We start from the raw sequence: 22,753 nt of genomic DNA, 5'->3' as shown, positions 1-22,753 counted from the left end.
CTAAGAGGACCTATTATCCACCCAACCTAAAGGATCCAAGCAGCAAAATCCACGACGAAGATCAACCGCAGCGCCATTTCGAGGGAAGCTCCGACTCCGCCAAGACAACACACAAGCCCTAGAGTCGTTCTGGCCAGTTCAGCAGTCCCAGCAACCGGCGGTAGTCTGTTCCATTGCCCAGTCTCCATCCCGACCGATCGGCAAACTCCTCCGAAGGAACATCAAACGGTGGCGCTTTCCTGGTGATCCGCGAGATGGCCGTACATGCCGCGTCCAAAGACTTCGGGAACAACCGCAGGGTGGCTGTATCCCGCCTAGCCGGGAACAACACGTCGGTGCTCTGCCCCGCTGCATTGCCGCGCTAACCATTGACCCATTCATCCGAATGTAAGTTTGGCCGCCCGTGTCAACACGTTCACGTGGCAGCCGAGATGGCGAAACCCTCAATCCTTCAACAGATTTGAACTATATTGGCATCGTCGCGTAGAAAGATTAAAGCTTTGCGGGGAACTCGCGCTTGAGTGTGGCGAGGAATTTCGGGTTCGTGACCACAACGAACATCTCGTGCTCGGAGCGCTCTTCATCACCACTATCGAATGTCCGAGTGAAGACCCCGATTTGAGTGCTGCCCGCAAAGAGGCGCCCTCCAGTTGCTGCAGTGATCCTCCTGCCTCCTATGGCAATGCCCGACGGACACCGTCCACCTCGCCATCGCATGACGACGCAGGCCCACTCCTCCGGCAATCCCAAGAGGCTTTCGGTAAGCCGTGCGTAACGATGATCAAGTGCCGCGTCCCCGAAATCCGGAAACTGGCCTGCCCGGCAGGAGTACGCCTCGATCAAAAGCAGCTCCATCAATCCTCCACCTCCGTGCACGCGATGTAAGCAGCAGAGCCCAAGCAAAGGAAGTAAAAAAGGAACCCTGTGGCCAGGATCCTCACAGGATCAAGACCAACATCCACGAAACTGGGGGATCAGGGTTAATGCTCGCCCAAAAGCGCTGCGCTCGAGGGCCTCCTTCTCAACGAACCCGGAGAACTTCGGGCCTCAAACGGCTATACTACTAGCGCGATCATGTTTGCTTATTGTCAGATCGTGCTTCTATGGAGCTTATGATGATGAAACTGGTGCTGACGGTCTTTGCCGTTGTCTTTGCAACAGATGTTCTGGCTCAAGATAGGCCTGTCACTACCTCCATGAGCTGCCGCCAGGCCGCCGGTCTGGTTGCTAGCCGAGCCGCAATAGTCTTGGGGACCGGGCCCTATACCTATGAACGCTATGTAAGCGGACCCGGGTTTTGCCAGATCAATGAACGTACTGCGCCAGCTTGGATTCCTACGGCTGATGTGCAGCAGTGCTTTGTCGGCTACCGGTGCGTTGATAGACGACAGTCTAGCCGCTGATGATTGGCGACACAGCCGCAAGCAGAATCAAGTTAGTCAATCGGCCTGCTCCAGTTTCCAACCGGCATCGTCATGTCTGGATGGCGCCCGTTTGGCAATGTGATTGTTGATGACGTTTCGGCCTAGCGTGGCGGGTGCAAGTCATGTCTCCGGCCTTTGAACGCGGTGCTTCATGACCGCTGGCTCTTCTCTATTCGGCACCTCCACGTCAAGCACCGTCTTTTCAACCCGTCGGTCTAGCCCATTCCTCGCGAGCTCTTGCTTCTCTCCGGGATCGGCATCTTGCCCTCCCATGATGGGATGAGAAGGCTGAAGCAGCACAATCTGATGAGCGCATTGATCACCGTGGTGATCGATGCAAAGGCCAGCACGAACTTACCTCATCCATCGTCCCGCGAGGGACAGCTTTCCACCAGCAGGCGGAACTTCGGTATCTTCTCCCTAACGAGCGATCAAAGGGATGGCTGCACGAGAGGATCTTTCGTCCAACGGAACTCCGTTCCATCGCTCCAGATCCGGGGCATGAGGACAGCCAAGCGCCGCGCCAGCGCGACAATGGCTTTCCGAATGCCACGCCGCCTGGCGACATTCGTCGCCCAAGCCTTCAACCAGGACCACTTCTTCACCCGCGTCAGCAGGACTTGGGCGGCTTCATAGAGCAACCCTCGCATCATTCCATCCCCGCAGAGGGAGATCTGCCCAACACGTTTGCTTTCTCCGGATTCCTTGAGCACAGGCGTTAATCCCAAGATAGGTCCGACAGCCTTCGACTTTCGAAAGCGGGCCGGGACATCGATGGTACTGGTAAACGCCAGGGCGACAACCGGTCCGACGCCCGGAATGGTCATTAGGCGCCGGCAGACGCCGTCGTCTTGGGTGATCTCCAGTACCTTCCGATGGAGGCGGGACAGCTCCTCCCGCAACATCCGCCTGGCGGCGAGCAGGGAGGCGGTGAATTCCGCCAGTTCCGGTCTGCCGTCTACGAGCTCCCGGATCCGGACGTCGAACCCCACCGCCCCGGTCATTCCAACCTTGAGGCCGAAGTTGCGGAGCAAGCCCCGGATGTCGTTCTCGATCGCGACAGCCTTTTCCTGCAGTAGCTTGCGCGCGGTCAGCAAGGCACGACGATGTTGGCTTGTCAGCGTCTTGATGTGCACCGGCCGGAACAGGTTGACCCGCATCATCTGGGCAATACCACGGGCATCATTGCGGTCTGTTTTGTTCACCTGCGCTTTGAGGAACGCCTTCGTATGCCGGGTCTCGATACAGACTACCGGCAAGCCTGCTTGCGCCAATCCACTGAACAGCCACTGCGACAACGGCCCGGCCTCCAGGCCGATGCGGGCCAGCCGCCATGCAGGATCTTGAAGAGCCCGCACGAGGTCTTCGGGATGGCTTGGCACCTTCATCTCACGGCAGATCGCACCTGTCTCATTCACGATGCAGATTGAGGTCTCCTTGAGAGACACGTCCAGTCCGGCGTAGTGCTTCATGCTGTGCTCCTCCTCTGATCCTTGTGGTGGTTCAACCAAACCACACGCTATCATCAGCTCGGAGCACAACACCTCCATGCATATCTGTCGAAGATAGGGCTCAAGCCGAATACATGGGGTAATCGCGGGAGCGACTCGCTCTGAAGCAGTCACGCTCATGGAAGCGGGTGGCTGTTCCCCGATAAGATGGACAGACGGGCTCTCGACGGGAAGCCGAGCCCAAGCATCGAATGGAGAACAGCCATGGAAGAGTATATCGGGCTCGACGTGTCGATGAAAGAGACGGCGGTGTCGATCCGCCGGGGCGGCAAGCGCATCTGGCGCGGCAAGTGCCCGTCTGATCCAAAGCTGATTGCTGACCTGATCCGCAAGCGTGCCCCGTCTGTGAGGCGGGTGGTGTTCGAGACTGGGCCCTTGTCCGTGTGGCTCTATCACGCACTTTGCGCCGAGGGGCTGCCGGCGATTTGCATCGATGCTCGTCATGCCAAGGCAGCCCTCGACATGGCACCCAATAAAACTGACGCCAACGATGCCGACGGCTTGGCCCATCTGGCGGAGGTGGGCTTCTTCCGCGAGGTGCGGGTGAAGGGCTTCGACAGCATGCTGACCCGCACGCTTGTGGCGGCCCGCACCCGGCTGGTGCGGATCTGCACCGAGCTGTCCAACCAGATCCGCGGCCTAATGAAGACCTTCGGCTTGGTCGTTCCCGCGGGCAAGGGCAGCACGTTCGAGAAGAATGTCCGTGGTCTTCTGGTCGACCAGGACGGGCTTGCTGCTATCGTGCTGCCAATGATGGAGGCGTGGCGTAGCCTGCGCATCCGGGCTGCGGAACTCGGCCGCCAACTCGTGGCCGGCGCGCGCCAGAATCAAGCCTGTCGCATTCTCATGTCGATCCCGGGTGTCGGCGCAATCACTGCAACATCCTTTGCAACCGCCATTGAGGATCCGGATAACTTCAAGCAGTCGCGTTCCGTCGGTGCCTGGCTTGGCCTGACCACCCGACGCTACCAGTCGGGCGAGGTCGACTACGATGGCCACATCTCGCGACGAGGCGATCGCCACCTACGAGGGCTCCTGTTTGAGGCGGCAACCGTCATCCTGACCCGCAGCTCGGCCGAGAGCGGCCTGCGGCGATGGGGCCTCAAGCTCCGGGAGCGGGTCGGCTTCAAGCGGGCAGCCGTTGCCGTGGCGAGGAAACTCGCCGTTGTCATGCGCACGATGCTGAGAACTGGCGAGTTCTTTGATCGGTCCGCCAGCACGGCCGCCTGAGAGCGCACCGCAGCATGGGAGACCGGCCATGACTTGAAGCTGAGCCACAGCTAGATTGCGTTCTCTCTTCGGACGCGCCGAGACGTCCCTGCCGGGACGTAGGTCAGGTCATTCCGCTGATGGGACTGCAGCTGCGTGTGATCGACCCGCAGACTGCGTCGAATACATTGGAAGACCTCCACCTGCGAAGACCATCATGCGGCGAACTGGTGTCGACCGCGAAGACAACCGTGCTCCCGGCAAGCGACCATCACTGGCGCCAAGAAGAACAAGCAGCGCGATCGCAATACCTTCTGTGCGTGATCCGTCGACCGATCAGAGTAGTGTGGTGAAGGTTCTGCAAATCGCCTGAGCGGGGCGGTCATGGCAGGATGGTGATGTTCGACGTCACGCACTCCGAGAGGAGCCCCACCATGACCAACACCAAGGATAAACCTGCCGCTGCCGCCATCAAGGACCTTCTGAGCCACAACCCGGACGGGCTGCGCGAGATCGTGCGCGCCGTCATGCAGGAGATGCTCGAGGCCGAGATGACCGATGCGCTTCAGGCCGAGAAAGGCGAGCGCACCGCCTCCCGCCTCGGCTACCGCTCGGGCTACTATACCCGCACCCTGATCACCCGCGTGGGTAAGCTCGAGCTGCGCGTGCCGCAGGACCGGGACGGCCGCTTCTCCACCGAGCTGTTCGAGCGCTACCAGCGCTCCGAGCAGGCTCTCGTCGCCACCCTGGCCGAGATGTACGTGCAGGGCGTCTCCACCCGCAAGGTCAAGGCCATCACCGAGGAGCTGTGCGGCCATAGCTTCTCGGCCTCGGCGATCTCCTCGATCAACAAGCGCCTCGACGAGAGCCTGGCCCAGTTCGCCTCCCGCCGGCTGGAGGAGCCCTTCCCCTACCTGATCCTGGACGCCCGCTACGAGAAGGTGCGCGAGGGCGGCATCGTCGCCTCGCAGGCGGTGCTGATTGCGGTGGGCATCGACTGGGATGGCCGGCGCCAGATCCTTGGGGTCGAGATGGCCAACCGGGAAAGCCAGTCCTCCTGGCGCACGTTTCTGCTGAGCCTGCGCGAGCGCGGCCTCTCCGGCGTGGAACTGGTGGTGGCTGACGATCATGCCGGGCTGCGGGCGGCCATCCGTGAGGTGCTGACGGAAGCGGCGTATCAGAGGTGCTACGTTCACTTCCTCCGGAACGCTCTCGATCACCTGCCGCGCAAGGCCGATGATGACTGCCTGCAGGAGCTGCGCTGGCTCTACGACCGCCGCTCGGTCGAGGAGGCGCGGCGCGATCTCTCCGCCTGGATTGCCAAGTGGGAGGCACGCTACCCGCGCCTGGTGGCCTGGGCCGAGGAGACGATCGAGGAGACACTCACCTTCTACCGGTTGCCGCGCCAGCACCACAAGCACCTCAAGAGCACGGATGAGATTGACAAGCATCTTTCTGCCGATTGTGGTAGTCTCTCTGCGCGCGGGCGACCTCGTGGCAAAGAGTGGGGCATCGACTGCAAGCCTCGCCAGGCCGCCTGATCATTCGAGCCTTGTCGGATTGAGGCGCTCGCGCACCCTGTCCTTAGGACGCCGGGACTTCCAGCCTTCCACGAAGCGCTCGTAGGTCCGCTCAGCCTGCTCAGCCACGGCCCGCTCCTGATCCCGTAGCTCCTTGACGTTGTAGGCATAGGCTGGACCGCGTCGGTTTCCCTTCTTCTGCGGAAGGCCCGCCTGCAGTTCCATAGTCCGGCGCTTGTTGGCGATCAGCGCAGGCCGTGCCCAGAGATAGTCCTCCTTCTTGGTGAGCAGATGCCAGCAAAGAACGACCAGCTTCCGTGCCAGGGCGACTGCAGCGATCTGAGGGCCCCGTGTGGCGCGGATACGCACGAAGAAGGCGTGCAGCGGGCCCGGAGCCTTCGCTGCCGCCCAAGCCGCCTCGACCAGCATCGCCCGGGCATGGCTGCGCCCGGCTTTGCTGATGCGGCCATGGTGGGCGGCACCCAAACCAGACTGACGAACCCGGGGATTGAGCCCGAAGTAGCTGACCAGTTTCTGCGGGCTCTTGAACCGCTGGATGTCGCCGATCGCCGCCATGAGACCTGTCGCTACAGCCAGATTGATGCCGGTGATGGTCAGAAGCCGGTGCACCTCGGAGCTTTCCAGAGAGCCCTGCGCGATCTCACGGTCAAGGCCCACCAGGTCTTCTTCCAACCTGTCAAGCTCCCGGATATGCCGATCGATGGCCACCCGTTCATCGTCCGGCAGCGGTTGCCGTGACAGCCACTCCCGACCGCGCTTGTTGAACAGGTCGGCATGGGGGCACTTCGGGATCAGATGAGCATGAAGGATGGAATGCACCTCATTCTTGATCCGGGTCCGGTGGCGCACGACCTGATAGCGCCGCGCCACCAGTCGGCGCATTCGTTCGGTCGCCACGTCCGGGGTCCAGATCTCCGGAAGGAAGCCAGCTGCATGTAGGCTCGCAAGGGTGCCGGCATCCACCTTGTCCGTCTTCACATGAGCGTGGGCGATAGCCTTCACCTGCAACGGATTGGCGATCACCACCCGCGCGACGAAGGGGGATAGCACGCGCGCCACCGCCATGCAGTTCCCGGTCGCTTCGATGACCACCTCATCCGTTGGCTTCAGTCCTTTGCCCAGTCCTTCCAGGCCAGTCCGGGTCATATCGATCCGGCCGGCGTGCCGCAGCACACCGCTGTCCCAGATCACCACCTCCCCGAAGGTCCGGTGGATGTCGATGCCAATCACGCGTCGCATTCCAGCCTCCACTGTCATCCAAGTCGACGGAAGCGGTGGGGCGACACGACACCTACGGATCCGCGCTCTCAGCGCAACCGGGCGAGTCGCAGAGGCGGCCAGCTACTAACGCGAGCTCGAAGCTCATGCTTATACGAACGGCCTGCCCGCACCTTCATGCTCCCGGTGCCTCTGTCCCGGATGCTCGCAGCATACGCCATGATCGAGACCACAGCAGGAATGTTGGCACCGCGTATCTCATACCGGTTACCAATATGCTCGAGCGCCTCAACGAGGAGATCAGGCGACGCACCTACGTGGTGCGCATCTTCCCCAATGCGGCATCATGCTGCCGGCTGGTGCGAGCCCTGGCGGTAGAGACGCATGAGAACTGGCTTGAGGCGCACCGCTACCTCAACATGGAGGATCTGAAGGAGCACAAGAAGGATCAACTCCGCGAAGCCGCTTAGCCAGCCTGACTGGCCGCCCCGCTTTGCAGAACTTGACGCACACAATCTTCTTCAATCCACTGCTCAATTCAGTGCGTTCGCCAGAGGCATTCTGTGCAGCAAGATTTCTTCTGGGCAAACTGTCATCAGGCCATCATACATCGGTAAAGTATTGACAATCGGGCCACCTCCCGTAACCAGCATCCTGAGCGCTTCAGTGAGTGGCGTCCGCTCAGTTGCGGAGGAGCCGACGTCAAAGGTCTGCCATGTGCCGCACCTGCTGATTACCGCTAGCCGTGCCTGCGTGGAAGGAATGGCGCGCATCTCTATGCTGATCTCCAGTGCCAGAACTGGTCGCCTCATGTTCAAAGTGGTAGCGTCTCGTCATGGCGCAATGACCTCAACGGCCGGCGGGAGCGGGCGCGGCCGGCCATCCTGGTCGATAGCGACGAAAGTGAACGTTGCATCCGTGACCTTCTCGCGCACTTGGGTTTGAAACCGCCGCGCCCACGCTTCGATCTTGATCGTCATGGATGTCCGGCCGACACGCTCGACCTGCGTGTAGACACAAAGGACATCACCCACACGAACAGGACGGATGAAGTGCATGGCGTCAACTGCGACTGTCACCACACGGCCCTGCGCGCGCTCGACCCCGGCGATGCCACCAGCTTGGTCCATCTGTGACATCACCCACCCGCCAAAGATGTCGCCGTTTGCGTTTGTATCGGCCGGCATGGCGATGGTGCGTACTGTCAAATCCCCCCGTGGTTCAGCCTCGTCCGACATCGTCTAACTCTCCTGTGATTTGTGGCACGCAACGACCTTACTTCCGTTCGTGGCTCAATCCAGGCCGTTTATGAAACAAGCCGCTAACTCGTGATCACCTGAGAGACAGCACTATGGGGTCTTCAGTACTCTAGGTTTGGTAGCAGTCGCGATGATCAACCGGGAACCTATCAGCCTCCATATTGGGTTGGCGTGTGTCTTTCCCGGAATTTATGGCTGGCCCTTACTAATGAGGTGCCTCATCCAGGCCTTCAACGGAGCAGCCGGAAACGAGGCCAAGAATGCGTCACAGCTCGCTGTCAGCGTCCGGGCTGGATTTTGCGTCTCCCGGTGTGGCGTCTTTCACGGTGATCTTGACGGTGTGGCTCTCCAGCTTGCCGCTGGCCGACTTGACCTCGTAGCTCACCTCGTCGGCCCCGTTGTAGGTGGGGTTGGGCTTGTAGAAGACCCCTTGGGCTGTGGCCTCCAGCTTCGGGCAGCGGGAAATCCGGCCGGCCTTGAGCTTCCCACTCCGTACATTCAATTCGCCATGCTTGGGTGGGGTTACCACCCGGACGGTTGGCAGCGATCCCGACGTGCAGTCCTTTTGCACGTTGCCATAAACCCCCAAGCGCTGCGTCTTGCCGGCAACCACATCCGTGCTCCGATAGGCGCTGTTCGTCTGAGCCAAGACGATGGTTCCGGATAAGGCAAGGATGCAGGCAAGGGCGGAGGTCGCGGCAGGCTGCAAACGGCGCATTCTTAACTCCGTACGGGGATCGTGGTGCAGGAAATCAAAGGGTTGAAAATCGGTGTGAGGTCACCGGGCAACGGCGGTGGCAGACCGGCGTTCCATCTCTGTCGTGAGCCTGAGACGCGCATGGGCCTCCGGCGGCCAACGGTACTGGGATCCGAGAGCCCGGCTTGGAGATCTCTCGGATCGGGGGGGGTGAGGCCATGGGGCGGCCAGCCCTGGTCCGGAAGGGCTGCCCCATAATTAATCGGTCTTAGATGTCCTCTTCGAAGCCAAAGTCATCGCCGCCAGTATCCTCGGCCGAAGCCTGCTGCGTCTCGGCCTGCCCGGCATCGGCGGTCTTCGCCTCGTCTCCACCCCCAAAGGCATCGGCGATCATGTTGCCGAGGAGTACGCCGCCGGCCACGCCCATGGCGGTCTGGGCCGCGCCGGCGAGAAAGCCGCCGCCTCCGCGGGGAGCCATGCCGCCCATGCCGGGAGCTATGTGAGGCGGCAGGCCCTGCATCGGCTGCTGATAGGGCTGCTGCGGCTGATAGGAGAGGGACTGCTGCGGCCGCGACTGGCCGCCGCCGAAGAGGCCGGAGAGGAAGCCGCCGCCGGCCGGGCGGCTGGCGAGTTCGTGCTCCAACTGCTGAATGCGGCCCTGGGCGGCGCTCAGCGCCTGCTCTTGCACGACGATGGTCTGCGCCATGTAGTATGGGGCGTTCGGCTGCCGGTTGATCTGTGAGCGGATGAAGTCCGCCGCCTGCGCGTCCGGAGGCGTGGACTGGCGCTCAACCTGGGCGATCTTGCCGAAGAGCTGCTCGATGGCCTGACGGTCCTGATGGTCCATGAAGATCAATTCCTTTCTATGCAATGAGGTGTGGTTCGGGGCTTATTCTTCCCGCTGCCCGGTGAGGCTCAGCATCAGCTGGAAGATGTTGACGAAGTTCAGGTAGAGCGAGAGGGCGCCGAACACGGCCATCTTGTTGTTGGCCTCATGCCCGAACCCTTCTGCATATTGCTCCTTGATGCTTTGCGTGTCGTAGGCGGTCAGTCCCGTGAACACGAGAACGCCGATAATCGAGATCGCGAACTGCAGGGCGCTCGACGCAAGGAAGATGTTCACCAGCGAAGCGATGATGATGCCGATCAGGCCCATGATGAGGAACGAGCCCAACTTCGAGAGGTCCCGCTTGGTGGTGTAGCCGTAGAGGCTCGTGGCGCCGAACATGGCGGCGGTGATGAAGAACGTGCGGGCGATGCTGGCACCGGTGAACACCAGGAATACGGATGCCAATGAGAGGCCCATCACCGCCGAGAAGGCGAAGAAGGCCGTGCGTGCGGAGGCCGCCGTCATCCGGTCCATGCGAAACGAGAAAAAGAAGATGAAGGCAAGGGGAGCCAGCATCACCACCCACTTGAGCGGGGTCTGGAAGATCGGCACGTAGAGCGCGGGCGTCGAGGCCACGAAGAAGGCCACGAGCCCTGTCACCACAAGGCCGATGCCCATGGTGTTGTAGACCCGCAGCATGTGCTGACGCAGGCCCTCGTCGAAGACGGCGCCGCTCGCGCGGGCCGTGGTGGTCTGCCAGGCGTAGGGAGTGTTCATCCAAGGTCCTCCTGTGGGGGATTACTGAAGTTTGCGGGACAGCCGGATGGCCGCCCGCTCAAGGGCTTTGTCGCTGCCCGTTCCGGTGAGCGCGTAGGCGAGTTGGCCGGTCTGCCAGTACACGGCCGTCGCCTTCTCGAAGCGGGCCGGCATTGGGGCGATGACGTCGAAGGCCGGGGCCTGGGCGGCGAACAGCGACACCCGGCCGAGCCCGCCAGCGTCAATGGCAATCTCGATGCTGTGGCCGTAGCGGGACGGGAAGATCTGCGCGTCCCGCACCTGCCAGTCCTCGGGCAGGGACGGGAGCCGGATCCCGGTCTCGGCCAAAATCTCGGCGGGGTCGTAGGCCTCCACCTCCGGCTGCGAAACCATGCGGGCCCGCAGGAGGCTTGTCTCATGCGAGTGCAGGGCATCCTCGACGAAGGCCGGCGGCTTGGGCGAGGCCTCACTGTCGGTGATGCCTAAGCCAACCTGTCCGTGAGCGAACCAGCCGAAGCCGACGAGGGCCACGACGGCGGCGACCCGGCGGAGCTTCAGGCCCAGCTCCTGCCAGCCGAGAGCCCGCTCGAGCCGACGAGCGGCCGCCAGCATCGGCTCTGTCGGGCGAGGCAGGGGAGCCGCATGGAGCAGCCGGAGGGCATCGCGATCCTTGAGATCGGCCATGATCCGCGCGGCGGCTTGCGGGTCGTGGGCAAGATGCTCCTCGACCTCGATCCGCCGAGCAGGTTCGAGCTGGTCGTCCACGTAGGCGAGAAGGTCCGCTTCGGTGATGGGATCAGACATCGGATCCTCCGACGACGCGCAGGCTTGGGCGCTTGGCTTCGGGCGGCTGAACATCGGCTCCCGCCTCGAACCCCCGCAGCGCAGCCCGGGCGCGTCCCAAGCGGGACATGAGGGTGCCGACCGGGATCTTCAGGGCATTGGCTGCCTCCTGGTAGGACAGGCCCTCGATGGCCACTAGGTGCAGGGCGGCCCTCTGCTCGTCCGGCAGGCTCATGAAGGCGGTCTGGACCTGCTGGAGCCGCACCTGGCTCTCCTGTTCGGGAGGAGCCGCGGTATCGATGAGGAAGGCGACCTGCTCCAGACGGCGAAATTCCGCCACATGGCGGCGCCGGTGATCAATGAACGTGTTGTGCAGGATCGAGAGCAGCCAGCCGCGCAGGTTGCCGCCTGAGCGGAACGAGCTTCGCCCCTCGTAGGCTCGGACCAGAGTGTCCTGCACCAGGTCCTCGGCTTGGGTCTCATCGCGCGTCAAGGATCTCGCGTAGCGCCGCAAGGGTCCAAGCAGGCAGATGACGTCCATGCGCTTCATGTCGCTCATGCCAGGTGTACGAAGCTGCAGGGGGACTTAATCCAGACGAACGTCAGAAATTTTCCATCCATTTATGCCAGCACCTCCTCTCCCGTTGCAGAGAGAGCCAGGGAGGCCCTGTCGCCGGCCTGTTTGAGCGCGAGGAAACCAAGTCGCGAAGCCCGGCATCACCTTGGATGAGGATGGTGGTGGGGTGGGAGCCCTGAAGGGACGCGGAATCCATCGCTGGATCCTCCTGTTGCGGTCGCGCTCCTGGGCGCAAAGGGCAAGAGAATGTGTTCGACATGATGGGCGGCCCGCCAGAGGGGTCCGGCCCTAAGGCGATCCTGAGTGATGCACAGGGACGCTGTACGCAAGAGGATTGCGGCTCAACAGAAGGCAACTGTCATTTGGCTCGTTACTTGGCCAATGCGGTCAAGCCCGCTCCCGGCGCGAGCATCACAAAGGCCCAGACAAGCCCAGAGGCGATGTTGGCCATCTGGAACACCATAATCGGCATGGCGAAGATGCCTGCAACCAGGGGCACCACAGCCCGCATCGGGCCGATGAAGCGGCCCAGGAAGACACCCCACGCACCCCACCGGGCAAAGAACCGTTCCCCTCGATCCGCTAGGTTCGGGTGGTACGACAGCGGCCAGACCCGAAATGCGGCATGCTTGAACTTGTATCCGATGGCATAGGAGACCCCGTCACCAAGGATCCCACCAGCGGCCGCCCCGAGCCAGATGGGCCAAAACTCCAGGCCGCTTACCCCGATTAGAGCCCCAATGCCCAGAAGCAGGACGGTTGAGGGAACAAGCAAGGACAAAAAGGCGAGAGACTCGGCGAAGGCGAGCATGCCGACAATGAGGGGCGTCCACTCCTGGTGCGCCCGAACGACGTCGAGCAGCGGAGTGGCAAGAGCATCAAGATCCATCGTGGTCACTGGCTAGGTTCAATCCCTGTCGACTGGCGCGGTGGCAACGGCAAGGTTGGAACTCCATACTTCTGTTGCTCTCTCTCGCTCCAAGCCCAGCGGTCGGTGCGGCGGACGTCGTTGAAGCCCGCCTTCCACGGCGCCGAGACTCGGGGTCGATGAAGAAGAATACTGAAGCAAACCCGCAGGATGGCTCGCCTCCTAGGGGAGGTGAGCCATCTCGTTATGACATCTATGCACCATTGACGAGCGGCCACACCTCCAGAGCGCCGCGATAGATCATCTCGATTGACACGTAGAGGATGATGGCAAGGCCTACATAGGCAATCCAGCGATGCTTCTGGAGCAAGCGAGCGATAAAGCTCGCCGCCACGCCCATGAGGGCAATGGACAGGATCAGGCCGAAGATCAGCACGTTGGGGTGCTCTCTTGCGGCGCCGGCCACTGCCAGGACGTTGTCGAGTGACATCGACACATCGGCAATGACGATTTGCCAGGCCGCCTGCGCGAAGGTCTTGCGGGGGGCGGCTCCCGCGATCTTGCCGTCGTGGTCGAGGTCACGTCCTTCCAGGGCTTCCTCGCCCTGTATTTCCTCGGCATGGCTGGTGCGCAGCTCACGCCACATCTTCCAGCACACCCAGAGCAGCAGGATACCGCCGGCCAGCAGCAGGCCCACGATCTGCAGGAGCTGAGTTGTTGCGGCGGCAAACCCGATGCGCAGGACAGTGGCGGCGATGATGCCGATCAGGATCGCTTTGGCCCGCTGCTCCTTAGGCAGGCCGGCGGCCGCCAAGCCGATGACGATGGCGTTGTCGCCCGCAAGCACCAAATCGATCATGATGCGGATTCCGATGAAGCCGGACGCTTATTCCAAGGTGAGGCCGGACACCCATTCCGATTTCATTCCGGACAGTGTTCCGAACTGAAGCCGGACACTCTCCTCGTCTGACCCTGGGTCATGGGAGATGGTGGATTGGGACTGTCCGGTCGTCAATCGGACAATGAGGCGGCGGCCGGGGAGCGCTGCTTGCGCAGGCTCTCGCCGGAGAGCTCAATCCGATAGGCATTGTGGACGAGCCGATCCAGGATCGCATCGGCAATGGTCGGATTGCCGATGATCTCGTACCAGCGCTCGACCGGGATCTGGCTCGTGACGATGATGGAACGCCGCTCGTACCGGTCCTCGACGATCTCCAGCAGATCTCGCCGCTGATTGTCATCGAGCTTCTCAGGTCCCCAGTCATCAAGGATGAGCAGATCCACGCGGGCCAGAGCCTTGAGCATGCGCGCGTAGCGGCCGTCCCCCCGCGCCAGAGCGAGCGCTGCAAACAGCCTTGGGGCGCGGTGATACACCACCGAGAAGTCCTCCCGGCAGGCCTTCTGGCCCAGCGCGCAGGCCAGCCAGCTTTTGCCGACCCCTGCGGATCCCGTCAGCAAAAGCCCGCGTCGCTCTCGGATCCAGTCGCAGCCGGCGAGCTTGAGAAAGAGCCCGCGATCCAGACCACGGGTAGCCCTGAAGTCGACGTCCTCGACATGAGCATCATGGCGCAGGTGAGCCGCCCGGGCCCGGCTCTCAAACCGCTTCTGACAGCGCAGCGTCGCCTCCCGCTCGAGCAGGAGAGCCAGCCAGTCGCCATGCTCGAGAGCACGAGCCTCGGGCTGGGATTGCAGATCCTTGAAGGCGGTGGCCATGCCATGAAGACCAAGATCGGTCAGCATAGCGAGGGTAGGATGGGTCAGCATGGGGATCTCCTTAGTGGAAGTAGCCGGGGCCGCGCAGGTTGGCGTGCTCCAGGATGGCGGTTGGCTCAGCGCCGCGGGCGGGCTGGGCGGCCAGGCGGTTGGCCAGGATGGAGGCAATGCTCTTGTAAGTGAGCGCGCCGATCTGGAGGGCTCGCGCTGAGACGGCCTCGGCGCGAGAGGGCTCGAGATCGCGCAACAGACGCAGAACCCCAAGGCAGGTCCGAAAGCCCTGCTCAGGATGCGGACGATGCGCCAGAATGGCCGTGATCAGCCCCTCGGTCTGTGGGCCGACGGACGTCGCCCAGCGGCGGAAGCGCTCCGGGGTCCAGTCGGCATAGCGCCGATGGGAACTGGGCATGTGGTCTGGGTCGGTGCCATGCCGGCGACCGCCGTAGCGCCGCTGATGGGCTGCCACGCGCTGGCCGCGGTGGAAGATCTCAATCGTGCGGCTGGTGGCCCGCAGATCGACCTGCTCGCGGATCAGGCCGTGCGGGACCGAATAGAAGAAACCCTCGTACTCGACATGATAGTCGGTACCGACCCGGGCGAAGCGCCATTCGGCAAACTCGTAGTCGTCGCACGGCAGCGGCGCCAGCGTCGGGCGCTCAACTGTCTCGAAAAGATGACGGCGGCTGACGCCGAGGCGGCGAACGACATGATCGTTGATGCGCTCGCACGCGCCGGCAATCGCCGCATTGGCCTCGGCCAGGGAGAAGAAGGTCTGGTGCCGCAGCCGTCCGAGAATGCAGGTCTGGGCAAAGCGCACGCCATTCTCCACTTTGGCTTTGTCTTTGGGCCTTCGTGGCCGCGCTGGCAGAACGCCGACGCCGTAATGCGCGGCCATCATGCCGTAGCTGCGGTTGATCTCCGGATCGTAGAACGAGGCCCGGTTGACCCCTGACTTGAGGTTGTCCGGCACGATCAGGCGCGGAACGCCGCCAAAGAAACGGAACATGCGCCCATGCGCGCCGATCCAATCCGGCAGAGTTTGGGTCCAGGTCGCCTCCGCGTAGGTGAAGTTGGAGGCGCCGAGCACGGCGACGAAGATCTCGGCCTGGCGGATCTCGCCGGTGCGGGGATCGACGATGGCGATCTTCTTGCCGGAATAGTCGACGAACACTTTGTCGCCGGCGACATGGTCCTGGCGCATGGTCGGCGAGAGCCGGCGCTCGAAGGAGCGGAAGAGCTCGCAGAAGCGGCTGTAGCCATAACCCTGGGGATGGACAGCCCGGTACTCCTCCCAGAGGATTTGCAGCGTAACGCCGGGCTTCTTTAGTTCGACGACGGCATCGCCCCAATGGGGCTCGGGTCGGCGGCGCAGGCCTTGTTTGACGCCGGCGCGGGCGAAAAGCCTGCCCTCCAGGGCCTCGTCGGTCAGCGCGCCGGGTAAGGGCCAGCTCAAGCCAGCCTGCTCGGCGCGCTTGAGGTTCTCCTGGACGGTGCTGCGCGCAATCCCGAGCCTCTCAGCGATGTCGCGCACGCTCATGCCGTCCCGGGTCAGGCGCAGCATCTGTCTCAAGTGTCTCATGGTCAGCTTCCTCTTGGCAGGCATCCCGTTCTCCTCGTGCGAGCTGAGGAAGGTGATGCCCGAGTTGCTGACCCAGGGGATCGTCAGAGTGAGGAAAGTGTCCGGTGATTGATCGGAACGGTGTCCGGCTTCATTCCGGAATGCTGTCCGGCTTCAAATCGGAATACCTGTCCGGATTGCGTCGGAATCTGCAATCATGATGACCTGGAGGAGGGCAGAGAGGGCTTCTGTGGTGAAAAATTCGCTCATGTGGCTCCCGTTTGCATGAACAGGGGCAGCTGCCATACCGTCTGAATTGACCGCTCCGCAATCCACGCAGCATCCCGCCTCCACTGCGCGACGGCAGGGGAGATGACTAGAGGATTACGGTCGGCAGAACGCCATATGCCAGGCCACCCGATTGGACACCCAGTCCGACATCGCAGTTCATAGGAACTGCCAGAGGGGCCCGGCCTGGTGCTCAACCTGTAAAGGTGAGGCGACGTGATCTCAAGAGGGGAAATGAGCCACCTTGGGTCTTAAGGGGCTCTCCGCAGACTTTACCCTGTAGCTTGATCAGCACATGAAGAATGTTCTGGGAGGACACTGGACGGCAACCCTGTTTCCAATGCCTCGCCTTTTGCCGGGCACCCGCGGGCGCAAGGGCTTTGCACCAGCCGACGGATGGCATGCGCTTCGTCAACGTGGACAATTGCCCTGAAACGGCTGGGTAAGTAACCAGCCAGGAACCTTCGCGATCCCTTTGATCTGCATCAGTCGATCAAGCAGCTATCTTGTTTTGAGAAGCTGTCACCTGGAACAGGTAGAAGCCATTGAACCGCACCCCTACAGATGCAGCCCTGTCCTCGAAGCCGGGCGGGCCATAGTCTGACGCCTGGAGGGGGCGTTCAAAGATCCACTGCTCCGGGCTGAGGAAGGTCGGAACAGGGCGGTACACCGGCACAGCACAGAGAAGTGCTGACCGCTGTTTGTTCCTGAACAGGTTATAGGTGCAATCGCGAGCCAACGAGCTGGCGGAAGCCAGGTGCTGAACCGACAGCATGATATCGCCTCCCAAGGCCGGTGCTCTTGTCAGTTGTTGGTGCGCCGCCTGTCCGACAACCCCTACACCACACAGGTGAGATTGTGTATCGCCCGTAAGAGGTATTCGGGACAGGTGGGCTCTCTCTGAAACAGAGCCTCATCCCTGCCAGCGTCCGCAAGGGCAGGTGTGGTGGAGCAGCCTATGACCGGACAGCCTTGGCGTAGATCCTCACGAACTCTGCCGTGAGCGCACACTGCCGTTCGTCCGTTAAGGGGATAGGATTGGCTCTGTTCCACGCCCGCTGCTCCCGCTGGACGGACCGTTTGCGCTTGCTCTTGATGTCCTGGGGAGGATGCGCTGCCAAAGGCTCAAAGTTGCGACGCAGCTGAGCCTCTGTTCTCCTCCGGTAGGGCAGGGCGGCTTCTGCCGCGATTGCGGCGGCTATGTCGTCCGGGGTTGGGTCAGGATGGCGGTTCTGCGCATCCGCCTCGATCTGGCGGAATGCTCTGTCCTGAGCTACATAGTGCTCTTTCAACCCAGGCGCATGCTCGAGCACATAGGCCTTACGAGCCTCTTCCCAATCCTCTTGGCTTCCCTTGGCGAGAGGTTTCCGCTTGCCCGGAATGATCAGCATCGATGGGGGTCCTTACGCCTTGCCGTGGAGGTCTGCATTACGGATCTCAGCATCGTCAAGCCACTGCCGGGCCTCCTCCAGGCTGCCGAACGTGTGCTTCATCTCCGTGACGGGAGCTGGCCTCTCCCTTGCAGGTAGGGCTACCAGAAGCTCGGCCGCCCAGGTTGCGTTATCAGTGTCGCCATTGCGCACGAGGCTGGCGATGATCACCCCATTGAGCAGCACGTCATAGCTGCCAAGTGCCAGCCGAGGGAGCTCGTAGGCCATGTCTACGCCGTTCTTTCCGCGCCCTTGCAGTTATGATCAGCCGCTAGCAGCAACAGGCTAACTTGGGTATCAGCCGCCAACAAAAGAATCCCGCTCAGCTCTACTCTGGGTGGGGTTTTGTCGTTGCTGCCATCTACATACACCTCGAGAACAAGGGGGCGCAATCGACGCCGGCAAGCCATGGACGGCCTTGCGCTTGGATCACGCAGCCCCGTCGTCCAGAGTAAAGCCGGCCTTGAGCACAACCTGATAGTGTCGAACCTCACCGTTCTCGATGTGGCCGCGGGTCTGGACAACCTCAAACCAGTGGAGATTTCTCAACGTCTGACCCGCCCGCCTGATCGCGGTCTGAATGGCATCCTCAATGCTGGTTTCCGATGATCCAACAAGTTCTACCATCTTGTAGACATGATCTGACATTGTGCTCTCCTGCTCATCATCCTGCGGGCAGATAGAGCATAGCGCAGAGCCTGCTAGTCTCCAGGCACGTCATCACGGGCTTTGTGCGCTGCACGTGAGCCTCGAGGCCGATGTTCTGCTCAACAAACGGGCGGTGGTCGAGCGATAGGTGCTCGTTGCGGCTTCCCAGGCTTGGGAGAAGTGTTTCTTGACCACGTGGCCTTACAACATCCGATTCGAGCGCGGCTTCACCTTCGGTCTCAATCCGAAGTCAGATCCAAAGTATCAAAGAGGGAAATAAAAAATGCCTGCAAGAAGAGTCACTTGCGCCACGAGATTTTAGCGGCTGCTCCGAGTCTGCGTGCCCTCCCTGTTTCGCTTAGGGACAATGGCAATCAGGTTGCAAACCTTGTCCACGATGTAATTGTGGGATTGTGAACATTCACCGGTTCGAGGTTGGAACGAACCTCAACGTGTCGCAGCATCAGGTCCTGTTAATGCTGCCGTGCGGCTCGGCAGATCCGCGGTGGGCTGTCCCGGGACGTGTCTGCCTCGCGGTGCCTTGCGCAGCCTCACCTTAAGCAGCCTCTCTAACGCCTCGAGTTCATGTTGAACGAAGCGCAGGCGGCGCAGCAACGCGGCATCTGTCATCCTGGAGGGAGAACTGACAGCAGCGGAGGCTTGGTCAGGCTCGGTAATACGATGGATGATGCTGAGCGAACGCTCGCCGATCTCTGGTGTTGCCAGCCAGCGCTGATCCGAGATTTCTCGGACCTCTCGAACGCTGGGCCTGCGTCCCATGAACTCTGCCAGGACTGCTTTCCTCACGCGTGGCGGGACATCGTTCAATGGAAAGTAGTCATCCAAGTGCATACTGCATCTCATCAGCTCACAACAATCTCACTTCATAGGCGCACGTCGGCGTTCGGTGCAGCGATGATCCGAGCCTTGTCGTCACGAAGCTCCTGCTTGGTCCGCCGAAGCTGCTTGGCGACCTTTGCGAGGGCCGCATCAAAGGCCAGGTAAATATCCTTGTCCTTGGCGTCAGCGCTCCTCATCGGGAGCCCACCCATCTGCATGTTCACACTGCAGCGATAAGTTATCCCCTCCTTCGTGAAGTGAGCCGATGCGGTGTTCAGACGTCCAAAATATTTGCGGGCCACCCGCAGGATACTTTCGCGAGCATAATTCGGCAGACCATCACCAAGATGGATGGTGGAGCTTTGGATTGTGATCTCTTTGTCTGCACCCTGCTGCGCCGTCATAGTATTTCCCTTCATCAACATGCTTTTGGGTGGGTACTACAATTGGGAGCTATCGGAGCTTATCGAGATTATGCCCGTAGCGACCTCACCACCTCAGCTTCTGCGTGGGATACAATTGCTTCATACCGGCTCGAAACAGCCTTTTCAGCCTCAACCAGGACCTCCAAGGCTCTCCAAGGCTCTCCAAGGCTTCGGCATAAACCGGACCTGTGTCAGAGTCTTATCGAGGTCCTCCTCGAGCGGTGCACCCGAGGTCAAGACCGTTCTGATCCACGGCCACTTGAGCCGGACAGTGCGAGCAAGATCTACCCCGCTCATGAAACAGGGCAGACGCACATCGGCAAAGAGAAAGACCACGTCGCCTGCGAGATATTTCAAGCAGTGAAGAGCCTCCTCGCCGCTCGACGCTTCCACAACCCGGAGATCCGTTTCCTCCAGCAAGGCAACGGCCAGAGCCCTAAGCTCGTTGTCGTCCTCGACGATCAACGCAATCCCAGTGCCTTCAGAGCCTTGTTCCATTCTGCGTCTCCCTTGACTCGTTGGAGCCAGTCGTGACGTTGAAGACGTTGGCGCGCAGCGTGTTCGAAATGCCTGTCCCACGTACAATACATGCCAGCATCTCTCCCCCGTAGTCCGGATCAGAATTGCAGAGCCCGAAGAGCTTTTGTGATTTTGACGCTCTCGTCAAAGTAAAACATCAAGACTCTACGATCTTTGCTTGAAAGCTTTGATCTAGGTTTATGTGATGACGATTAACATAAACACAGATTGAATATCATGAAGAAAAACAACATGATTATACATTGGGATCGGAACAGCCTCCAAGATTGATCATTGGTTGGCAGCCGAAAGAGTGGCGAGACCTCTCTGAGGCCTATACGCATTGGTCCTCCCGACTGGCAGGAGATCACTCGTGGTCTCCTGCATCTTTTCTCCAGTCTTGCGGTCAAGGGCTGTGAGCAAGTCCTAAGGGACAGAGGTCGAGATGCCTCGTTACTACTTTCATCTTCGCACCGAGGACAGCTTCGTATGGGACGAGGAGGGGGTTGATCTGCCCGATCCACTGACAGCCCGAGGAGCGGCTGACAAGACAGCAGCGGAACTCCGAGGTGGACTGCTCCATCAGGTGGATCATGACTGTTGCTGGACGATCATTATCACTGGCGAGGGCGGCGAAATTGTTCAGGTAAAGACACTCTGATCCCAGGCAACTTGAGCTCCAACCGAAAAGGCTAGACGAACGTATCCATTCGCAGCTCTCCCCAGCCCACTTGACGTCTGTGCATCACCTCAGCCAAATCGCTGTGCCACCCAGTCTCGGGCGGCGTTCAGGTCCGTGAAGATGGGATGGACCGGTCCGTCCAACTTGCCGAAGCCATGTTCCAGGTACCAGCATCCTGCTTTCTTGCCGTGCTCCGCTGACAATCGCACCAACACCGCCACGAGCCGGTTGTCGGCGAAGACAAGACAGCCCTCCTCGTCTGGGGCATTCGTCTCAACAATGACTGGTTGAAAGCCAAGCTTCATCCGATCTCTCAGCACTCATGGGAGGATCATCGAACGTCGCGATGCCTGTCAGCAACACCCTTGATCAATCAAGCTGCTCAATGGACTTCAGCCGACCTTACCGCATAGCCACACCATGGGTGAGTCTGATAAGATCACCTTCTGGTGATGGAGGGTGGTCATGCCCACCCCGTTCGTTCTCAAGCTTGAGTATGGCGCTGGGCTGTCCGACCGGGACCGGCAGGAGCTGGAACAGGCTGTTCGAGACGTGCGACAATTCAAGGCGCGGCATGATCTGATCCTTGAAGATGACAGCCCCGAAAACGTCCACGTCATCCTGGAGGGTTTCGCCTGCCGCTACAAACGTCTGCCGGATGGAGGTCGCCAGATCATGGCTTATCTCATTCCAGGCGACTGCTGTGACCTGCACGTGTCGATCCTGAACAAGATCGATCACACCATCGGAACGCTCACGGCCTGCAAGGTGGCGTTTTTACCCCACACCATAATCGAGGATCTGATGAGTCAATCCCGGACCATCACCCGAGCTCTGTGGTGGGCCACACTGGTGGATGCCGGAACTGTACGGGAGTGGTTGATCAACATGAGCCGCAGACCTGCCGATAAGCGGCTGGCGCACCTCCTGTGCGAGTTGTTGATGCGCCTCCAGGCGGTTGGACTGGCCACCGACAACAGCTTCGTTCTGCCGCTGACGCAGCGGCAACTCGCCGACACGCTTGCCATGACGGGAGTTCATCTCAACCGCATCGTGCGGCAACTCCGGGTCGGAGGCCTGATCATGCTGAAAGGCCACACCATCACGATCCCGGATGTCGAGCGTCTCAAGATCTTCTCTGATTTCAACCCTAACTACCTTCATCTGACGCAACATCATGAAACGTAAGGCAGAGGGGCAGGTCTGATCGGACTGTAAGCAGGTGAGGAGCTCGCTATTACTCACTCTCGTTTTGTCCCGGTCATTTGGGACATAAAGATCTCCTGCATCTGTTCGAACCCTTTGAGCGCAACCAGCATCTCAGCAGGGCTTCAGGCTTCATAGTGTCGATCGAGTGACATCAGGTCCATGAGGGCATACTGCACCTGACCCTTATCGACCATCCTGGGCTCGGCCGAGGGGTGGACTGCAACCTTGCCGCTCCGCCGAACCACAGCCCGCGATAGGCTTCGAACGCCTCACGCAGGGCGACCGCCAGACCTCCAGCCGCCCTGTTGCCCGTGGGATCAGGAACAGCGACCCGATTTGAGACGACAACGAACCTGGGCAATCGTATTCTCCAGAATTCTATAGTCCAAGGACGAACAAAGCGCTCTCGGCGAAGTCGACCTTGTTAGGTGTTCACTGGATCTGCCCGCAGGCTGTCACCGGCTGAGGTGAGGGGTCTGTTATGTTCTGGCCCATAGCATGTGACCTCCCTTCAAATCACGTGATGAAGCATTGCTCATCGGATGTCACTTCTTTGGCCGCACTTGGTTTATCACAGTAACGAGCTTGATCTGCCTTTACGGTCCTTGGCGCAAGCACCGGATCATACATACTCCATGGCTTATACCAAGTCCCGTTGATCATCATTTGTGGGCCCAGTCGCGCAAGCCGATGGACATGATGGTCCAGGGTTGGTCTACGAGCTTGTTCCAAGCCGCGCAACAGTGGTCGAGAATGTCCGTGTAGGACG

Annotated in this window: 23 protein-coding genes and 2 pseudogenes; 5 read left to right on the top strand and 20 right to left on the bottom strand. The window is 60.8% G+C overall.

Annotated elements, in window-relative coordinates:
- Nucleotides 1-492 precede the first annotated feature (492 nt).
- On the bottom strand, nucleotides 493-855 hold the full coding sequence (locus tag GR303_RS22455; protein ID WP_161726438.1) for a hypothetical protein: 363 nt from the start codon (nucleotides 853-855) through the stop codon (nucleotides 493-495).
- A 1,000-nt stretch (nucleotides 856-1,855) separates the two neighbouring features.
- A complete protein-coding gene (locus GR303_RS22450; RefSeq protein ID WP_161726436.1) occupies nucleotides 1,856-2,896 on the bottom strand; it encodes an IS110 family RNA-guided transposase in 1,041 nt (346 codons plus the stop codon).
- 243 nt (nucleotides 2,897-3,139) lie between these two features.
- On the opposite strand from GR303_RS22450, the gene GR303_RS22445 reads away from it, so the two are divergent.
- The gene (locus GR303_RS22445) at nucleotides 3,140-4,165 is read left to right on the top strand and encodes an IS110 family RNA-guided transposase (protein WP_201752194.1); all 1,026 of its coding nucleotides are present in this window, start codon (nucleotides 3,140-3,142) and stop codon (nucleotides 4,163-4,165) included.
- Between the two features lie 413 nt (nucleotides 4,166-4,578).
- A pseudogene (locus GR303_RS22440) lies at nucleotides 4,579-5,592 on the top strand (IS256 family transposase); the annotation flags it as partial.
- Nucleotides 5,593-5,685: 93 nt separating this feature from the next.
- On the opposite strand, the gene GR303_RS22435 reads toward GR303_RS22440, so the two are convergent.
- On the bottom strand, nucleotides 5,686-6,906 hold the full coding sequence (locus GR303_RS22435) for an IS110 family RNA-guided transposase (RefSeq protein ID WP_343038499.1): 1,221 nt from the start codon (nucleotides 6,904-6,906) through the stop codon (nucleotides 5,686-5,688).
- A gap of 266 nt (nucleotides 6,907-7,172) precedes the next feature.
- Between GR303_RS22435 and GR303_RS22430 the strand changes: the two are divergent.
- Nucleotides 7,173-7,373, top strand: a pseudogene (locus GR303_RS22430) (transposase); the annotation flags it as partial.
- Nucleotides 7,374-7,736: 363 nt separating this feature from the next.
- Here GR303_RS22430 and GR303_RS22425 read toward each other — a convergent pair.
- From GR303_RS22425 to GR303_RS22350, 16 genes are all read right to left on the bottom strand, one after another.
- Entirely contained in the window at nucleotides 7,737-8,141 is a 405-nt protein-coding gene (locus tag GR303_RS22425; protein WP_161726430.1) for an acyl-CoA thioesterase, read from the bottom strand.
- A gap of 286 nt (nucleotides 8,142-8,427) precedes the next feature.
- On the bottom strand, nucleotides 8,428-8,880 hold the full coding sequence (locus GR303_RS22420; protein WP_161726428.1) for a 4-aminobutyrate aminotransferase: 453 nt from the start codon (nucleotides 8,878-8,880) through the stop codon (nucleotides 8,428-8,430).
- A gap of 247 nt (nucleotides 8,881-9,127) precedes the next feature.
- On the bottom strand, nucleotides 9,128-9,706 hold the full coding sequence (locus tag GR303_RS22415; protein ID WP_161726426.1) for a DUF2076 domain-containing protein: 579 nt from the start codon (nucleotides 9,704-9,706) through the stop codon (nucleotides 9,128-9,130).
- A gap of 42 nt (nucleotides 9,707-9,748) precedes the next feature.
- Nucleotides 9,749-10,465: a Bax inhibitor-1/YccA family protein gene (locus GR303_RS22410; protein ID WP_161726424.1), complete on the bottom strand. Its 717-nt coding sequence runs from the start codon at nucleotides 10,463-10,465 to the stop codon at nucleotides 9,749-9,751.
- Nucleotides 10,466-10,486: 21 nt separating this feature from the next.
- Nucleotides 10,487-11,248: an anti-sigma factor family protein gene (locus GR303_RS22405; protein WP_161726422.1), complete on the bottom strand. Its 762-nt coding sequence runs from the start codon at nucleotides 11,246-11,248 to the stop codon at nucleotides 10,487-10,489.
- Nucleotides 11,241-11,786 (bottom strand): sigma-70 family RNA polymerase sigma factor, encoded by a 546-nt coding sequence (locus GR303_RS22400; protein ID WP_161726420.1) that lies wholly within the window; start codon nucleotides 11,784-11,786, stop codon nucleotides 11,241-11,243. Before GR303_RS22400 ends, GR303_RS22405 begins: the two co-directional genes overlap by 8 nt.
- Nucleotides 11,787-12,174: 388 nt before the next feature.
- Nucleotides 12,175-12,693, bottom strand: coding sequence for a DedA family protein (locus GR303_RS22395; protein WP_161726418.1), 519 nt, complete (start codon nucleotides 12,691-12,693; stop codon nucleotides 12,175-12,177).
- Nucleotides 12,694-12,925: 232 nt separating this feature from the next.
- Nucleotides 12,926-13,531: a TerC family protein gene (locus GR303_RS22390; RefSeq protein ID WP_161726417.1), complete on the bottom strand. Its 606-nt coding sequence runs from the start codon at nucleotides 13,529-13,531 to the stop codon at nucleotides 12,926-12,928.
- A 152-nt stretch (nucleotides 13,532-13,683) separates the two neighbouring features.
- Nucleotides 13,684-14,436 (bottom strand): IS21-like element helper ATPase IstB, encoded by a 753-nt coding sequence (gene istB / locus GR303_RS22385; RefSeq protein ID WP_161726415.1) that lies wholly within the window; start codon nucleotides 14,434-14,436, stop codon nucleotides 13,684-13,686.
- Nucleotides 14,437-14,446: 10 nt separating this feature from the next.
- Complete coding sequence (istA, locus tag GR303_RS22380; RefSeq protein WP_281351556.1) at nucleotides 14,447-15,988, bottom strand: IS21 family transposase; 1,542 nt, start codon at nucleotides 15,986-15,988, stop codon at nucleotides 14,447-14,449.
- Between the two features lie 736 nt (nucleotides 15,989-16,724).
- Complete coding sequence (locus tag GR303_RS22375) at nucleotides 16,725-17,006, bottom strand: hypothetical protein (protein WP_161726411.1); 282 nt, start codon at nucleotides 17,004-17,006, stop codon at nucleotides 16,725-16,727.
- Nucleotides 17,007-17,187: 181 nt separating this feature from the next.
- Complete coding sequence (locus tag GR303_RS22370; protein WP_161726409.1) at nucleotides 17,188-17,622, bottom strand: hypothetical protein; 435 nt, start codon at nucleotides 17,620-17,622, stop codon at nucleotides 17,188-17,190.
- Nucleotides 17,623-17,634: 12 nt separating this feature from the next.
- A complete protein-coding gene (locus tag GR303_RS22365; RefSeq protein WP_161726407.1) occupies nucleotides 17,635-17,889 on the bottom strand; it encodes a hypothetical protein in 255 nt (84 codons plus the stop codon).
- Between the two features lie 201 nt (nucleotides 17,890-18,090).
- Nucleotides 18,091-18,309, bottom strand: coding sequence for a dodecin (locus tag GR303_RS22360; RefSeq protein WP_161726405.1), 219 nt, complete (start codon nucleotides 18,307-18,309; stop codon nucleotides 18,091-18,093).
- 884 nt (nucleotides 18,310-19,193) lie between these two features.
- Nucleotides 19,194-19,553 carry a ribosome hibernation-promoting factor, HPF/YfiA family gene (hpf, locus tag GR303_RS22355; RefSeq protein ID WP_161726404.1) on the bottom strand — a complete coding sequence of 120 codons (360 nt, stop codon included), beginning with the start codon at nucleotides 19,551-19,553 and terminating at the stop codon, nucleotides 19,194-19,196.
- A 150-nt stretch (nucleotides 19,554-19,703) separates the two neighbouring features.
- Nucleotides 19,704-20,072, bottom strand: coding sequence for a response regulator (locus GR303_RS22350; protein WP_246205845.1), 369 nt, complete (start codon nucleotides 20,070-20,072; stop codon nucleotides 19,704-19,706).
- Between the two features lie 466 nt (nucleotides 20,073-20,538).
- On the opposite strand from GR303_RS22350, the gene GR303_RS22345 reads away from it, so the two are divergent.
- Nucleotides 20,539-20,754 carry a DUF6894 family protein gene (locus GR303_RS22345; protein ID WP_161747607.1) on the top strand — a complete coding sequence of 72 codons (216 nt, stop codon included), beginning with the start codon at nucleotides 20,539-20,541 and terminating at the stop codon, nucleotides 20,752-20,754.
- Between the two features lie 89 nt (nucleotides 20,755-20,843).
- Here the strand turns inward: GR303_RS22345 and GR303_RS22340 are convergent, their stop codons facing one another.
- On the bottom strand, nucleotides 20,844-21,080 hold the full coding sequence (locus GR303_RS22340) for a hypothetical protein (protein WP_161726403.1): 237 nt from the start codon (nucleotides 21,078-21,080) through the stop codon (nucleotides 20,844-20,846).
- Between the two features lie 160 nt (nucleotides 21,081-21,240).
- Between GR303_RS22340 and GR303_RS22335 the strand changes: the two genes are divergently transcribed.
- Entirely contained in the window at nucleotides 21,241-21,963 is a 723-nt protein-coding gene (locus tag GR303_RS22335; protein ID WP_161726402.1) for a Crp/Fnr family transcriptional regulator, read from the top strand.
- The last annotated feature ends 790 nt before the right edge of the window (nucleotides 21,964-22,753 follow it).

The sequence above is a fragment of the Microvirga arsenatis genome (genome assembly GCF_009910705.1).
Lineage (GTDB): Bacteria > Pseudomonadota > Alphaproteobacteria > Rhizobiales > Beijerinckiaceae > Microvirga > Microvirga arsenatis.
Note: the sequence above shows the minus strand (reverse complement) of the source record. Positions and strands in the feature narration are given on the sequence as shown.

Coding starts and splice junctions, on each gene's coding strand:
- GR303_RS22455 (WP_161726438.1), bottom strand. CDS start 855: ATGGAGCTGCTTTTGATCGAGGCGTACTCCTGCCGGGCAGGCCAGTTT.
- GR303_RS22450 (WP_161726436.1), bottom strand. CDS start 2,896: ATGAAGCACTACGCCGGACTGGACGTGTCTCTCAAGGAGACCTCAATC.
- GR303_RS22445 (WP_201752194.1), top strand. CDS start 3,140: ATGGAAGAGTATATCGGGCTCGACGTGTCGATGAAAGAGACGGCGGTG.
- GR303_RS22425 (WP_161726430.1), bottom strand. CDS start 8,141: ATGTCGGACGAGGCTGAACCACGGGGGGATTTGACAGTACGCACCATC.
- GR303_RS22420 (WP_161726428.1), bottom strand. CDS start 8,880: ATGCGCCGTTTGCAGCCTGCCGCGACCTCCGCCCTTGCCTGCATCCTT.
- GR303_RS22415 (WP_161726426.1), bottom strand. CDS start 9,706: ATGGACCATCAGGACCGTCAGGCCATCGAGCAGCTCTTCGGCAAGATC.
- GR303_RS22410 (WP_161726424.1), bottom strand. CDS start 10,465: ATGAACACTCCCTACGCCTGGCAGACCACCACGGCCCGCGCGAGCGGC.
- GR303_RS22405 (WP_161726422.1), bottom strand. CDS start 11,248: ATGTCTGATCCCATCACCGAAGCGGACCTTCTCGCCTACGTGGACGAC.
- GR303_RS22400 (WP_161726420.1), bottom strand. CDS start 11,786: ATGAGCGACATGAAGCGCATGGACGTCATCTGCCTGCTTGGACCCTTG.
- GR303_RS22395 (WP_161726418.1), bottom strand. CDS start 12,693: ATGGATCTTGATGCTCTTGCCACTCCGCTGCTCGACGTCGTTCGGGCG.
- GR303_RS22390 (WP_161726417.1), bottom strand. CDS start 13,531: ATGATCGATTTGGTGCTTGCGGGCGACAACGCCATCGTCATCGGCTTG.
- istB (WP_161726415.1), bottom strand. CDS start 14,436: ATGCTGACCCATCCTACCCTCGCTATGCTGACCGATCTTGGTCTTCAT.
- istA (WP_281351556.1), bottom strand. CDS start 15,988: ATGCCTGCCAAGAGGAAGCTGACCATGAGACACTTGAGACAGATGCTG.
- GR303_RS22375 (WP_161726411.1), bottom strand. CDS start 17,006: ATGCTGTCGGTTCAGCACCTGGCTTCCGCCAGCTCGTTGGCTCGCGAT.
- GR303_RS22370 (WP_161726409.1), bottom strand. CDS start 17,622: ATGCTGATCATTCCGGGCAAGCGGAAACCTCTCGCCAAGGGAAGCCAA.
- GR303_RS22365 (WP_161726407.1), bottom strand. CDS start 17,889: ATGGCCTACGAGCTCCCTCGGCTGGCACTTGGCAGCTATGACGTGCTG.
- GR303_RS22360 (WP_161726405.1), bottom strand. CDS start 18,309: ATGTCAGATCATGTCTACAAGATGGTAGAACTTGTTGGATCATCGGAA.
- hpf (WP_161726404.1), bottom strand. CDS start 19,553: ATGACGGCGCAGCAGGGTGCAGACAAAGAGATCACAATCCAAAGCTCC.
- GR303_RS22350 (WP_246205845.1), bottom strand. CDS start 20,072: ATGGAACAAGGCTCTGAAGGCACTGGGATTGCGTTGATCGTCGAGGAC.
- GR303_RS22345 (WP_161747607.1), top strand. CDS start 20,539: ATGCCTCGTTACTACTTTCATCTTCGCACCGAGGACAGCTTCGTATGG.
- GR303_RS22340 (WP_161726403.1), bottom strand. CDS start 21,080: ATGAAGCTTGGCTTTCAACCAGTCATTGTTGAGACGAATGCCCCAGAC.
- GR303_RS22335 (WP_161726402.1), top strand. CDS start 21,241: ATGCCCACCCCGTTCGTTCTCAAGCTTGAGTATGGCGCTGGGCTGTCC.